This is a genomic window from Devosia equisanguinis (assembly GCF_900631955.1).
Taxonomy (GTDB): Bacteria; Pseudomonadota; Alphaproteobacteria; order Rhizobiales; family Devosiaceae; genus Devosia; species Devosia equisanguinis.
The window spans coordinates 30,770-44,682 of sequence record NZ_UZWD01000049.1 but is presented as its reverse complement, the minus strand read 5'-3'; the positions used below and the strand labels follow the sequence as shown (position 1 = coordinate 44,682).

General features: G+C 61.9%; 12 protein-coding genes. 6 read left to right on the top strand and 6 right to left on the bottom strand.

Features of this window, described 5'->3' with window-relative positions; translation table 11 throughout:
• Window positions 1-304: 304 nt before the first annotated feature.
• Both DEVEQU_RS18045 and DEVEQU_RS18040 read right to left on the bottom strand, forming a co-directional pair.
• Window positions 305-1,447 (bottom strand): D-alanyl-D-alanine carboxypeptidase family protein, encoded by a 1,143-nt coding sequence (locus DEVEQU_RS18045; protein WP_223214285.1) that lies wholly within the window; start codon window positions 1,445-1,447, stop codon window positions 305-307.
• A gap of 60 nt (window positions 1,448-1,507) precedes the next feature.
• The gene (locus tag DEVEQU_RS18040; protein WP_223214284.1) at window positions 1,508-2,551 is read right to left on the bottom strand and encodes a septal ring lytic transglycosylase RlpA family protein; all 1,044 of its coding nucleotides are present in this window, start codon (window positions 2,549-2,551) and stop codon (window positions 1,508-1,510) included.
• A gap of 253 nt (window positions 2,552-2,804) precedes the next feature.
• Here DEVEQU_RS18040 and metH point away from each other — a divergent pair, with 253 nt between their 5' ends.
• The 3 genes from metH to DEVEQU_RS18025 all read left to right on the top strand — a co-directional run bounded on the left by metH (window position 2,805) and on the right by DEVEQU_RS18025 (window position 8,026).
• Entirely contained in the window at window positions 2,805-6,572 is a 3,768-nt protein-coding gene (metH, locus tag DEVEQU_RS18035; protein ID WP_126151990.1) for a methionine synthase, read from the top strand.
• A 124-nt stretch (window positions 6,573-6,696) separates the two neighbouring features.
• Window positions 6,697-7,041, top strand: a complete 345-nt coding sequence (locus DEVEQU_RS18030) for a hypothetical protein (RefSeq protein ID WP_126151989.1) — start codon at window positions 6,697-6,699, stop codon at window positions 7,039-7,041.
• A gap of 43 nt (window positions 7,042-7,084) precedes the next feature.
• Window positions 7,085-8,026 carry a patatin-like phospholipase family protein gene (locus tag DEVEQU_RS18025; RefSeq protein WP_126151988.1) on the top strand — a complete coding sequence of 314 codons (942 nt, stop codon included), beginning with the start codon at window positions 7,085-7,087 and terminating at the stop codon, window positions 8,024-8,026.
• Between the two features lie 3 nt (window positions 8,027-8,029).
• On the opposite strand, the gene DEVEQU_RS18020 is transcribed toward DEVEQU_RS18025, so the two are convergent.
• Window positions 8,030-8,578, bottom strand: coding sequence for a DUF1643 domain-containing protein (locus DEVEQU_RS18020; RefSeq protein ID WP_126151987.1), 549 nt, complete (start codon window positions 8,576-8,578; stop codon window positions 8,030-8,032).
• Window positions 8,575-9,477, bottom strand: a complete 903-nt coding sequence (gene folD / locus DEVEQU_RS18015) for a bifunctional methylenetetrahydrofolate dehydrogenase/methenyltetrahydrofolate cyclohydrolase FolD (protein WP_126151986.1) — start codon at window positions 9,475-9,477, stop codon at window positions 8,575-8,577. The genes DEVEQU_RS18020 and folD overlap by 4 nt, the downstream gene beginning before the upstream one ends.
• A 74-nt stretch (window positions 9,478-9,551) precedes the next feature.
• On the opposite strand from folD, the gene DEVEQU_RS18010 reads away from it, so the two are divergent.
• Complete coding sequence (locus DEVEQU_RS18010) at window positions 9,552-10,166, top strand: DUF1176 domain-containing protein (RefSeq protein WP_126151985.1); 615 nt, start codon at window positions 9,552-9,554, stop codon at window positions 10,164-10,166.
• Window positions 10,167-10,361: 195 nt separating this feature from the next.
• Here the strand turns inward: DEVEQU_RS18010 and DEVEQU_RS18005 are convergent, their stop codons facing one another.
• Window positions 10,362-10,835 carry a methyltransferase family protein gene (locus DEVEQU_RS18005; RefSeq protein WP_164550477.1) on the bottom strand — a complete coding sequence of 158 codons (474 nt, stop codon included), beginning with the start codon at window positions 10,833-10,835 and terminating at the stop codon, window positions 10,362-10,364.
• 169 nt (window positions 10,836-11,004) lie between these two features.
• On the opposite strand from DEVEQU_RS18005, the gene DEVEQU_RS18000 reads away from it, so the two are divergent.
• Window positions 11,005-12,480, top strand: coding sequence for an AMP nucleosidase (locus DEVEQU_RS18000; RefSeq protein ID WP_126151983.1), 1,476 nt, complete (start codon window positions 11,005-11,007; stop codon window positions 12,478-12,480).
• A gap of 51 nt (window positions 12,481-12,531) precedes the next feature.
• Entirely contained in the window at window positions 12,532-13,152 is a 621-nt protein-coding gene (locus DEVEQU_RS17995) for a hypothetical protein (protein WP_126151982.1), read from the top strand.
• Between the two features lie 33 nt (window positions 13,153-13,185).
• Here DEVEQU_RS17995 and aqpZ read toward each other — a convergent pair whose 3' ends face one another.
• Window positions 13,186-13,872, bottom strand: coding sequence for an aquaporin Z (aqpZ, locus tag DEVEQU_RS17990; RefSeq protein ID WP_126151981.1), 687 nt, complete (start codon window positions 13,870-13,872; stop codon window positions 13,186-13,188).
• Between the last annotated feature and the right edge of the window lie 41 nt (window positions 13,873-13,913).

The following is a 13,913-nucleotide window of genomic DNA, read 5'->3' as shown; positions in this document are numbered from 1 at the left end:
AGCAAAGGCCCCACGAAAAGACTCGCGAGAGAGATTGATGGGCGGGGTGCGGGTTTTGGGGCTCTCGGCCCCCCACCCGGCCTCCCCCTGAAGGGGGGGGAGGAGAAGGGGTGATCGATGAGGGTGCGGCGCGTCACCCTCGGGCTTTGAACTTATAGCGCGATCGTCAAGTAAAGAGCCCTCGGGTCAAGCCCGAGGGTGACGACCTGGGATGTGGTGGATTGCCCACCACTCGAGCATAGCTCTCGTGGCGTTTAAGCCTTAAAATCTGTCAACCGGAGAGACTTTCGGCGCAGCGGATGGCTTAAAGCCAGCCCAAGGCCAACTGCTTCAGGGCGTCGGTGGCGCGGCGGACGAGGTCGCCTTGGGGGACGTCTTCATTGGCGTAGAGGGGAGCGGTTTGAACCAGCTGGTCGTTGCAGAAGACGCGCAGTTCCGCGATCTGGTCGCCCTGGCGGACCGGGGGCAGCAGCGGGCTGGTATAGTTGACGGTGGCCGAAAGGCACTGGCGCGAGCCGCGCGGCAGGTAGAGCGCGATTTCGCCCTTGCCGACGAGACCGACACTACCGGCTTCGCCGCCATAGACATCGGCATGGGCAACGATGCTGCCGGCCGGATAAGGCGCGAAGCGCTCGAAGGCGCGCTGGCCCCACGTAAGGAGCTTGCGGCCCTCTTCGGCGCGTTCGCGCATGGATGTGAGCCCGTGAACCACGGCAACCAGGCGGCGATCGCCCTGGGCGGTGGACAGCACCACGCCATAGCCGGCTGCGGCCGTATGGCCGGTCTTGAGGCCATCTACGCCGATGCCGACATCGATCAGCGAATTGCGGTTGGACTGCTTGATCTTGTTCCACTCCATCTCCGGCTCGGAGAAGTAGTGATAGAATTCGGGAAATTCGCGGATGAGATAGCGGCCGAGCTCAGCCAAATCGCGGGCGGTGGAATATTCCTCTGGGTCCGGCAGGCCGGTGGAATTGGTGAAATGGGAACCGTCGAGCCCGATCTGGCCGGCCAGCTGGTTCATCATGGTGGCGAAGGTCGGCTCGGTGCCGGCAATGCCCTCCGCCAGGATAATGGCCGCGTCATTGCCCGACTGGATGATGACCGAGCGGATCAGGTCTTCGACCCGGATCTGCGAATTGAGCTCGGCGAACATGGTGGAGCCGCCGGAGGCCGCGCCGCCGGTGCGCCAGGCATTTTCGGAGACGAAGAACTTGTCCTCGAGGCTGATGCGGCCGGCGCGGAGTTCGTTGAACACCACGGCCAGGGTCATGAGCTTGGTCATGCTGGCCGGTTCGAGACGCGTATCGGCGTCCTTCTGGAAGATCACCGTGCCGGATTCATAATCCATCAGCACGGCATAGCGGGCCTTGGTGTCGAAATCGACCTGCGCAGCAGCCGGAAGCACCAGAGCCAGAAGTGCAGCAATGACGATCAACAGTCTCATGCGGCAAGTCCTTGTGTCTCGAGCCTCTGGACCGGACTATATGCGCCCCTGCCCCGATGATTAATAAAGAATGACGTCGGTAAGGCCAAGTTTCTGCGCCAGGTCGAGCACATCTTGTTGACCGACGCCGGGCTTGAGGTAGCTCACGGTGAGCTTGGTGGCGTCGCGGCCACCGACCTTGACGGGCTCCTCGTCCACCGCGGCAAGTACGGCGAATTCCTCGACCAGCCGTTCGGTGTTTTCCGGATCGGCATAGATGCCCAGGCCAATCTTGACGTGGCGCGCACCGGCATCGACGCTTTGCGCCCAGGCCTGCAATTCCGGTGACTGGCTGGCCATGGCATTGACCGCCGCATGGGCAGTGCCGATGCCGGCGTCCACCTGCTGCGGGGTGGTATCGGCATAAGAGAACAGGCCGCTGATGAAATTGGTGGTCATGCCGACGAGGCTGCGATTGCTCTCGCTGGAGGCGACCTGGATATTGCCGCGACCGAAATCGGCCGGGCCGGCATAGCTGGCCACCAGCATGCGGGTATCGTCGCCCTCGAGCGGCGCCTGCCCCACATATTCGACCTTGACGCTGGCCGAGCCGTTATTGACGTAGCCGAGCATTTCGGCGGCGCGATGCGACAGGTCGATGATGCGGCCGGCCACATAGGGGCCACGATCGTTGACGCGCACGATCATCGAGCGACCATTGCCGGTATTGGTGACGCGGACATAGGACGGCAGCGGCAGGGTCGGATGCGCGGCGGTGATGGCATTGGCGGAGAAGATTTCGCCATTGGCGGTGCGCCGGCCATGGAAATCTGAGCCATACCAGGAGGCCTGGCCGCTGGCAGTATAGCTCGGATTGTGCTCGGGCACATAGGTCTTGCCGCGCACCGTATAGGGCTTGCCGACCTGATAGCGCCCTCCACCCTTGGGCGGGTTGGGATTATTGGTAACGCGTGGAGAGGCGGCGACCCCATATTCCTTGGAGGTAAAGGCCCCGCGCTTGACGGTGGCACCCAGCCCTCCACCAGTGGCACAGGCGGCCACCATGGGCACGATCAGCGTTGCAAGGGCAAGGATGCGGACGGCGCTGCGCCAGGAGGTCGTCACAGGGGCAATTCTCTACAAAACCACAACTATTCGCGCGCGACGATAAGGCGGATGGCCCGGTTTTCACAGAAAGGAACAATTTTACGGTTTAGGGGAGGTTAAGGCCAATGGGCGGTTACAGCGGCGGGTAGCATTTTCGCCAAATGCCGCCGACATCGAGAGATCATTGCTTGGCGCTTGACTGATATAAAGATATCTTTATGTGATGCGTCGACACCTTCGCGCGCCTGCCCCTAAGAAAGAGAGGACGGCAATGAGCCCCTCCCCCGCCCCGACCGCCGAAACTCCTGTTCTGCCCGATTGGCAGGAAGTGCGCGCCGCCCTGGCCAAGGCCATGGAAGAGCGCATCCTCATTCTCGACGGCGCCATGGGCACCATGATCCAGCGGCTGGGGCTGACGGAGGAGAATTTCCGCGGCGAGCGGTTCAAGGATTGGAGCCATCCGCTCAAGGGCAATAACGATCTGCTGGTGATCACCGAACCCCGCATGATCGAGGATATTCACTACGCCTATTACATGGCCGGTGCCGATATCGTCGAGACCAACACCTTTTCCGGCACCTCGGTGGCGCAGGCCGACTATGCCTGCGAAAGCGCGGTTTACGACATCAATTATCAGGGCGTGGTGGTAGCGCGCCGCGCCGCCCTGCGCGCCGAGCAGACCGATGGTCGCCGCCGCTTCGTCGCCGGCGCCCTCGGACCGACGACCAAGACCTCGTCCATGTCCACGGACGTCAACAATCCCGGCCATCGCTCGATCAGTTTCGACGATCTGGTCGAGGCCTATGGCGAGGCGGTGCGCGGGCTGGTCGATGCCGGCGCCGACCTCCTGCTGTTCGAAACCATCACCGATACGCTCAATACCAAGGCCGGCATATTCGCGGCGCAAAAGCTGTTCGAGGAACGCGGCATCGACGTGCCGATCATGATCTCGGGCACCATTACCGACCTGTCCGGGCGCACCCTGTCGGGCCAGACGCCGACCGCCTTCTGGTACTCGATCCGCCACGCCAGGCCGATCACCATCGGGCTCAATTGCGCGCTGGGCGCCGACCTGATGCGCGACCACATTGCCGAACTCTCGGGCGTCGCCGATACCTTCATCTGCGCCTATCCCAATGCCGGCCTGCCCAATGAAATGGGCGCCTATGACGAAACGCCCGAGCAGATGGCGCAGCAGCTGCAGGCCTTTGCCAGCGACGGCTTGCTGAACATTGTCGGCGGCTGCTGCGGCTCGACGCCCGATCATATCCGCGCCATCGCTGAAATGGCGGCACAGTACCAGCCGCGCAAGGTGCCGGAGATCGAGCGCAAGCTGCGGCTGGCCGGGCTGGAGCCGTTTACGCTGACCAAGGACATTCCCTTCGTCAATATTGGCGAGCGCACCAATGTCACCGGATCGGCCAAGTTCAGGAAGCTGATCACCGCCGGCGACTACACGACCGCGCTCGATGTCGCGCGCGACCAGGTGGCCAATGGCGCCCAGATCATCGACATCAATATGGACGAGGGCCTGATCGACTCCAAGCAGGTGATGATCGACTATCTGAACCTGCTTGCCGCCGAGCCCGACATCGCCAAGGTGCCGCTGATGATCGACAGTTCCAAATGGGACGTGATCGAGGCGGGCCTCAAATGCGTGCAGGGCAAGGCGCTGGTGAACTCGATCTCGCTCAAGGAAGGCGAAGAGCAGTTCATCCATCATGCCAAACTGGTGAAAGCCTATGGTGCTGCCGTTGTGGTCATGGCGTTCGACGAAACCGGACAGGCCGATACCAAGCAGCGCAAGGTCGAAATCTGCGCCCGCGCTTACAAGATCCTGACCGAAGTGGTGGGTTTCCCGCCTGAGGACATCATTTTCGACCCCAATGTCTTCGCTGTTGCGACCGGCATCGAGGAACACAATAACTACGGTGTCGACTTCATCGAGGCGACCCGCGAGATCACCCAGAACCTGCCGCATGTGCATATTTCGGGCGGCATCTCCAACCTCAGCTTCTCGTTCCGCGGCAATGAGCCGGTGCGCGAGGCGATGCACGCCGTCTTCCTCTACTATGCCATCCAGAATGGCATGGACATGGGCATCGTCAATGCCGGGCAACTGGCGGTTTACGAAAGCATCGACAAGGAACTGCGCGACGCCTGCGAGGACGTGATCCTCAACCGCCGTGCCGATTCCACCGATCGCATGCTGGAGTTGGCCGAGCGCTATAAGGGCCAGGGCGGCGGCGCCGGCAAGGCCAAGGATTTGAGCTGGCGCGAGCTGCCGGTGGGCGAGCGCATCAGCCATGCGCTGGTCAATGGCGTGACCGAATATATCGAGGCCGATACCGAGGAAGCACGGCTGGCCTATGACCGGCCGCTGCACGTCATCGAAGGCCCGCTGATGGCGGGCATGAACGTGGTCGGCGACCTGTTCGGCTCGGGCAAAATGTTCCTGCCGCAGGTGGTGAAGTCGGCCCGCGTGATGAAGCAGGCCGTGGCCTATCTCATGCCGTTCATGGAGGCAGAAAAGCTGGCCAATGGCGATGCCAGCGGCCGCCAAAGCGCCGGAAAGGTGCTGATGGCGACAGTGAAGGGCGATGTGCACGATATCGGCAAGAATATCGTCGGCGTGGTCCTGGCCTGCAACAATTACGAGATCATCGACCTGGGCGTCATGGTGCCGAGCCAGAAAATCCTGGAAACGGCAAAGGCGGAGAATGTCGACATCATCGGGCTCTCCGGCCTCATCACCCCCTCGCTGGACGAGATGGTGCATGTCGCCTCTGAAATGGAGCGCGAAGGCTTCGACATTCCGCTGCTGATCGGTGGGGCGACCACCAGCCGCGTGCATACGGCGGTGAAAATTCACCCGCGCTATGCCCGTGGGCAGGCGGTCTATGTCAACGATGCCAGCCGCGCGGTGGGTGTTGTGTCCAACCTGCTTTCGGACGATACCAAGGTGACCTTCATCGACCAGGTGCGCGCCGAATATGCCAAGGCAGCGGCGGCGCATGAGCGGGCCGAACAGGAGAAAAAGCGCCTGCCGCTCGAATCCGCGCGGGCCAATGCTTTCAAGCCGGATTGGGCCGCCTATGCGCCGCCCGCGCCGACATTCCTCGGCACAAGGGTGTTCAAGGATTTCGACCTGGCGGAGCTGGCCCAATATATCGACTGGACGCCCTTCTTCCAGACCTGGGAGCTGAAGGGGCGCTATCCGGCCATTCTCGAGGATGAGAAGCAGGGCGAAGCCGCTCGCGCCTTGTGGGCCGACGCCCAGAAGATGCTTCAGCAGATCATCGAGGAAAAATGGTTCGCACCCTCGGCAGTGGTCGGGTTCTGGCCGGCCAATGCGGTGGGCGATGACGTAAAACTCTTCACCGGCGAGGATCGCAGCGAGGAACTCGCGACCTTCTTCACCCTGCGCCAGCAACTATCCAAGCGCGACGGCAAGCCCAATATGGCGCTGTCCGACTTTGTTGCGCCGCTCGAGACCGGCAAGCCCGATTATCTCGGCGGCTTCGTGGTCACCGCAGGTCTGGGCGAAGTGGCCATTGCCGAGCGCTTCGAGCGGGCCAATGACGACTATTCGTCCATTCTGGTGAAGGCGCTGGCCGACCGCTATGCCGAGGCCATGGCCGAATATATGCACAAGCGCGTGCGCCGCGAATTCTGGGCCTATGCCGCCGACGAAACATTGGCGCCCGAAGAGCTTGCCGCCGAAACCTATCAGGGCATTCGCCCGGCGCCCGGTTATCCGGCCCAGCCGGATCATACCGAGAAGACCACGCTGTTCCGCCTGCTGGACGCGGAGAACACGGTCGGCGTGGAACTGACGGAGAGCTATGCCATGTGGCCAGGCTCGTCGGTGTCGGGACTGTATTTCGCCCATCCCGACGCCTATTATTTCGGCGTGGCCAAGGTCGAGCGCGACCAGGTGATCGACTATGCCCAGCGCAAGGGCATGGAAGTGGAAGAGGTCGAACGCTGGCTGGCGCCGATTTTGAACTATATGCCGGGCAAGGTGGCGGCGGAGTAGGCAGGGCCCTTTCGCCTCCCGCCCCCTGTAGAAGGGGGAGGGAGCGCTGGAGCCGAGGCCGTGGAGCGCACAAAGTGCCACCGTAATCAGGGAGAGTCCGGTGGGGGCCTTGAGGACAAATGTCATGACGCAGCAAATCCCCGTCACCCTCATCACCCAGCCGGGCCAACTCGTCCCGCTGGATAGTGACACGGCACTGATCCGGCTGCCGGCCAATTCCGGGCATGGGCATGACGATGGCGATGTCTGCCTGGCCTGTGCGGGGCAGACCGATGTGCGGGCGCTGCTCTACAACCTGCTTGAAGAACACCGTCGCGACATGCGGCCAGCATTCAAACGCGTGGTGGTCGACGCCAGCGCGGTGCGGGACCCACAACAAGTGGTGTTGGCGCTGACCGGAAAACTGCCGGCACAGGCGCTTCGCGACCATACTGTGGCACGCATGTTCTATCTGGCTGGAGCGTCCTAGGACATCGGCCTATCCTCCCCGAAACAGAATCGAGGACAGCCTTATGCGCAAACCAAAGATCGGACTGGCCCTGGGAAGCGGTGCCGCACGTGGCTGGGCGCATGTGGGCGTGCTTGACGCGCTTGTGGCAGCAGGCATCGAGCCCGATATCATCGCCGGCACCTCGATGGGGGCATTGGTCGGCGGCGTTTATGCCAGCGGCCGCCACGCCGCCCTGCGCGATTGGGCGCTATCAGCGGACCGCCGTATCGTCGCCTCACTGGTCGATGTAGGCTTTCTTGGCGGCGGCTTGGTCGATGGCGTACGCATTGCCGAATGGCTGGGTGGCCTCAAGATTGCGCCGCAAATCGAAGATCTCAAACTGCCATTTGCCGCGGTGGCCACCGATCTGACGACTGGCAGGGAAGTCTGGCTGCGGCAGGGCAAGCTGGTCCGGGCCATTCGCGCCTCGATCTCCATGCCGGGCATTTTCAGCCCGGTGGATGTGGAAGGGGAATGGCTCGTGGATGGCGGGCTGGTCAACCCGGTTCCAGTATCGCTGTGCCGGGCCATGGGCGCCGACTTCATCATCGCGGTCAATCTCAACGAAGATCTGCTGGGCCGCCGCCTGCTGCCCGAGATCGCGGTCACCCCTGATGCGGTTGATAAAACGGACGCGCAGAAAGCAACCAATTGGCTGTCAATGGTCAAGACCATGCCGACGGCGCTGGCGAGCCAGGCGGCCAACTTCAAGCTGTTCGGCAATGGCGGTGCGGCACCAGGCTATTTCGATGTGCTGGGCAATGCGCTCAACATCATGCAGGACCACATCACACGCTCGCGGCTGGCCGGAGAGCCGCCGCATGCCCTGATCCTGCCGCGCGTCGTCGATATCGGACTCATGGATTTCCACCGCGCCGCCGAGGCTATCGAGGAAGGCCGAGCCGCGACCGAGAGAGTCCTGCCGATCATCGAGAGCAAACTGGGCCGGACACCCAAGGCCTAGCCACTAATCCGGGAACGGCAGCAACGGCGTGTCGGCGCGCAGGTAAAGCGGATGCTTGGGCGAGCCATCGGCATTGGTGCCGAAACACCAGAGCGGCACGCCATCGACACGCAGCGCAGCCACCAGATCGCGCCCGGCCGGCGCCAACGCCTTGTTCAGCTTGCCATGGCAGAGCACCACCCGCCCTGCCCCCGATGCAGCTTGGCGGATGGCTGGCAGATTGGCCGGTGAGACGGCCTCGATCCCCGGCGCGACAAGCATTTTCGGATCGGTGGCGCGATAGTCGCCGACATTGCATTTGACCATGGCCGAAAAACCCTCCCGGCGTGCGAAAGTCCATTCGCGCGCACAGGTGGGATCGTCGACACTGGCATCGGCGGTGGACGGGTTCATGCCGATGAAAAGGATGTAGTGGTCCGGAAAAGTCTCGCCGAGCCAACGCCGCATGAGCTGGCGATAGCGACCATCGGCGCTCATCACGGCGTCGCCGCGAACCCCCTCGGCAAGGCGCAGGCGCACCTTGCCGCCGGGATCGTGCAGATCAGCGCTCATGCGGTGAGGTCGCTCGGCGGGGTGAGGCCGTTGATCAGCGAAGCGGTCGTGATGGTGTTTGCCAAGAGGCAGGCAATGGTCATCGGGCCGACGCCGCCCGGAACAGGGGTGATGGCGGCGGCGACCTCAGCGGCGGCTGCGGTATCGACGTCGCCGACGAGACGGGTCTTGCCCTCGCCCTTTTCGGGGGCCGGGATGCGGTTGATACCGACATCGATCACTACGGCGCCCGGCTTGATCCAGTCACCCTTGATCATCTGCGGGCGGCCGACGGCGGCCACCACGATATCGGCGCGGCGCACCACGTCTGGCAGGTCCTTGGTCCGCGAATGGGCGACGGTCACCGTGCAATTGTCGCGCAGCAGCAGCTGCATCATCGGCTTGCCGACGAGGTTGGAGCGCCCGACGATGACGGCGTTCTTGCCCTCGAGGGAGCCAAGCTCCTCGCGCAGCAGCATCAGGCAGCCGAGCGGGGTGCAGGAGACCGGGCCCGGCAGCCCGATCTGCACCTTGCCGACATTGGCCGGAGTAAAGCTGTCGACATCCTTGGCCGGGTCGATGGCTTCGATGACCTTGTTGGCGTCGATATGCCTGGGCACTGGCATCTGCACCAGAATGCCGTGCACCGCCGGGTCGGCATTGAGCTGGTGAACCAGCGCCAGCAGATCGGCCTCGGGCGTGTCGGCGGGCAGCTCGTGCTTATAGGAGTTCATGCCGACTTCGGCAGTCTGCTTGGCCTTGGAAGAGACATAGACCTGGCTGGCGGGGTCTTCGCCCACGATGACCACGGCGAGGCCAGGCGTGATGCCGTGCTCGGCCTTGAGGCGCTCGACATGGCCAGCAATGCGACCGCGCAAATTCTCTGCGAATGCTTTGCCATCGATGATTTTTGCGGTCATATCGGCCTCGATCTGCTTGAATGGAGGCGCGGGAAATCGCTCCCGCGTTTCGGCTTCGACATAAGGGATAGAGGATGATCCGTCCATTGCTTTGGCTGCCGCTGGCGGCGCTTTCACTCAGCCCCGCCCTCGCCGAAGAGGCGTCGCTGGAACAGCAGGCGCGGGCGCTGCATGCCCTGGCCGGCGGCGAATGGTGCGCGCTCAATGACGGCTTCATCCCCGAAGGCGAGGACTTCGCCAGCTGGACCTTTACCTACAAGCCCGACTGGAGCCCGGATGCCGAAGAAGAGACAGTTACGCTCATCCGCCTGTTCTGCATGGCCGGCGCCTACAACATCAACCACGCCTACTATATTCACCGCGATTTCGAGGGACTGACACCACTGTCCTTCGCCATGCCCATGGTCGACCCGCAATATGAGGATGAGGACTTTGAGGGCAAGTTGCTGGAGGTTCCGGTGATCGGCATGAGCAGCACGCTGGTGCTGGTCAATTCCGATTTCGATCCCGAAACCAAGACCATCACCTCGTTTTCGAAATGGCGCGGCATTGGCGACGCCAGTTCCTCGGGGACCTGGGCGTTTCGCGAGGGCGAATTCGTGCTGGTGCGCTACGACGTCGATGCCAGCTATGACGGCGAAATCAATCCCGAGACCTTGCTGGATTACACCGGCAAGCAGAAGAAATAACAAAAAGCCGCCTCGGCATTGCTGCCGGGCGGCTGGGGGGAAGCGGTCCACCGCGCTGTTGAGGGCTTGGGGGACAAGCGGCAGACCGCCTCCCGCTCATCGGTTGCATGGGTCGCTTGCGTATGCCGATGAACTGACCAGAAGATGGGGGGCAATTGCGGCGAGAAAAGAGCGGTTCACCGAAGTGTGAGAATGCTAGAGCCAGCGTCGCGTCACCGCCTGGTAGCGCGTATAGCTGTCTCCGAACTTGCGCTGCAGATAACGCTCTTCAGGCAACACCGCGAGAAGGTGAAACGCCACCAAAACCAGCGGCAATAGCGGCAGCCCCCAGTTCAGCCCGGCCATCAGCGTCAGGCCCAGATGCAGCATCAGACAGCCGATATAGATGGGATTGCGGCTGAACCGATAGGGGCCGGTCGAAACCACAACCAGCGTCGGCTGACTGGGCATGACATTGGTGCCCGCCGCCTGGAAGGCCGCAATGGCCCGGTTGACGACGGCAAAACCCGCGACAGCCAGAAGCAGCCCTAGCCAGAAGGCCCAGCTCGACAAACCGAAGGGCGGGATGAGATGCAGCGGGTGAAGCCATTGCAGGCCGAGCGCTGCCAGCCAGGACAGCGCCGGATAGAATGGCGGCGGCATGATCAGTCCCGGATTGTCCTTTTCCATCAGTTCCCCCCTTGTGCGATTATTTCCGGCTTGGTGGCCAACAGGCCAATGCATGGCTTAGCATGTCCGCTCAACAAAACTGTCTTGATCGCGATATAGTCGAGCTGCATCGAAGACGATTCCTAGCCTAGGCAGGCCCGAGCCGCGGGTCTGCGACCAGAGGATATACATGACCACCCTCACGCCGCCCCGCCTTGAGAAGCAGTCTTTCACCGATCCGGCCGAAGCCTGGGCGCATGTGGCCCATATCTATCACCGCAATTGCGATTTTATCCGCGGCCATCTCGAGGGCCTGACCGATGGCGTCGTCCCGCCGGGCCGGGTGCGCGCCTTCTACCCGCAGGTCGAGGTGCGCTCCACCAGCTATTCCAAGCATGAGAGCACCCTGCCCTATGGTTATCTGCACACGCCGGGCATCTACCGGACCACGGTAACCGCGCCGGACCTGTTCAAGGGCTATCTGCAGGAGCAGTTCGCAGTGATTCTGAAGAACCACGGCGGTACCATCGATGTGGGCGAATCGGAGACACCCATTCCGCTGCATTACGCGCTGGGCCTGCGCCAGCACGTGGACGGCGCCACGCTCAACGCGCTCGACATTCCGCTACGCGACCTGTTCGACGCGCCCGACCTGGGCAACACCGACGACGAAATCGCCAATGGCACCTATGTGCCGCCGCGTGGGGGACCCTACCCGCTTTCGGCCTTTACCGCGCCGCGCGTGGACTATTCGCTGTTTCGCCTGTCGCACTATACCGGCACCGACGCCGAGCACTTCCAGAACTTCGTGATCTTCACCAACTACGCTTTTTACATCGACGAGTTCTGCCGTATCGCCAAGGATCACCTCAAGAACGGGCACTCGGTCTATCAGCGCTTTGTCGAGCCCGGCAATGTGATGACCGACAATATGCTGACCGGCGGCGGCGTTTCGGGCACGATGCCGGTGCGCACGCCGCAAATGCCGGCCTATCATCTGGTGGCCGAGCGCGGCAAAGGCATAACCATGGTCAATATCGGCGTCGGCCCGTCCAACGCCAAGACCATTACCGATCATATCGCGGTACTCCGCCCCCATGCCTGGATCATGCTGGGACACTGCGCCGGGCTCAGGAATTCGCAGGAGCTAGGCGACTATGTGCTGGCCCATGCCTATGTGCGCGAGGACCATGTGCTCGACGCCGACCTGCCGCTTTCCGTCCCCATTCCGGCACTGGCCGAAGTGCAGGTGGCGCTGGAACAGGCAGTGGAAGAGATCACCCAGACCGAGGGGATCGAAACCAAGAAGATCATGCGCACCGGCACCGTTGCGACATTCGACAACCGCAATTGGGAGCTCTGGGACCAGACGGCGATCACCCGTCAGCTCAGCCAGTCACGTGCTGTGGCGCTGGATATGGAATCGGCGACCATCGCCGCCAATGGTTTTCGCTTCCGCGTCCCTTACGGCACGCTGCTCTGCGTCTCCGACAAGCCGCTGCATGGCGAGCTGAAGCTGCCGGGCATGGCGTCCGACTTCTATCGCACGCAGGTCAACCGGCATTTGCAGGTGGGGCTCAGGGCCATGGAAATCCTGCGCGACCAGCCGGCCGAGCGACTGCATTCGCGCAAACTGCGCAGCTTTGCGGAGACGGCGTTCCAGTAATAAAAAGGTAATTCAAACAAAATAGACCCAAACATGTTTGGGGAGAATAAAATGCAAGAATTTTGGATTGAAATTACAGGACCACAAGCAACCATCATATCTGGCGCACTAACGGTATTCGCCGCAGTCTTTGGCGTTCTTCTGGGTTCTTGGCTATTCTCGGGCCGCGTTAGAGACCTAAAGGGCGCCCTAGATGAGTCTGATAAATTGCTGAGGCAACACAAGACTTCGGTGGAATCCTCACTGGCTGATGTGACCGACAAAATCGGATCACTAAATGAGCAAATTGCCTCAACGATGCAGGGCCTTGCTCAGGTCAGGAGCGATGTTAGCGATATTGCGCTGGCGGAGCAGGTGGAAGAAGAACAGCCTGTGGGTGCACCAAGTCGCGAGAAACTCAAAGAGGATTGGAACGCCATCCGCGATGCGATTGAGGCAACGGCCGCAGACCCTGAAATAGATGGCCGCACTCGCGCGAAATATGGGCGAGTTGATAGACGAAATTATAGCGAGCTAATCGATTTGATGGCCTACGACAACGTATTAGGCCAAAAAGAAGAAGTATTTCGTGAAGCCATAAAGCTTTGGCAATCCTACCGAACAGGTAAGAAGGAGCTAAATCAAAGGGATGCTGCGCGGATGGTCTCGCTTCGGCAAAAAATAGGCGTATAGTTAAAGGCCCGGTGCTAACACCGGGCCTCTTTCTCAATCGCGCGCGAGCAGCGTCTTCCAGATCACGGCACCGATGGCGGCGCCGACCAGCGGCGCGACGATGAACAGCCAGACCTGACCCAGGGCGCCGTTCTGCGCGAACAGCGCGGCGGCGATGGAGCGTGCCGGGTTCACCGACGTATTGCTGACCGGGATCGAGATCAGGTGGATCAAGGTCAGTCCCAGGCCGATGGCAATGGGGGCGAAACCGACCGGGGCATTGCCATGGGTCGAGCCGAGAATGATCAGGAGGAAGAAGGCGGTGAGCACCACTTCGATCAGCAGCACCGACACCATGCCATAGCCGTGCGGCGACAGCGCATCATAGCCATTGGAGGCAAAGCCGCCGGCCACGAAATCCACCTTGCCCGAGGCGATGAGAAAAAGCACGGCTGCGCCCAGGGCACCACCGATGATCTGCGCGACCCAATAGGGCAGCAGATCCTTGAACTGGAACCGGCCGGCAATGGCGAGGCCGAGCGAAACGGCGGGATTGAAATGGCCGCCGGAAATATGCCCCACGGCATAGGCCATGGTCAGCACGGTAAGACCGAAGGCCAGCGCGACACCGGCATAGCCGATGCCCAGCTCTGGAATGCCGGCGGCCAGCACAGCCGATCCGCAGCCTCCGAAGACCAGCCAGAATGTACCAAAAGCTTCGGCAGATAGACGCTTCATCATGCCAAAAGACTCCCCAAGTAAATTTGATTCTACTTGGGCAC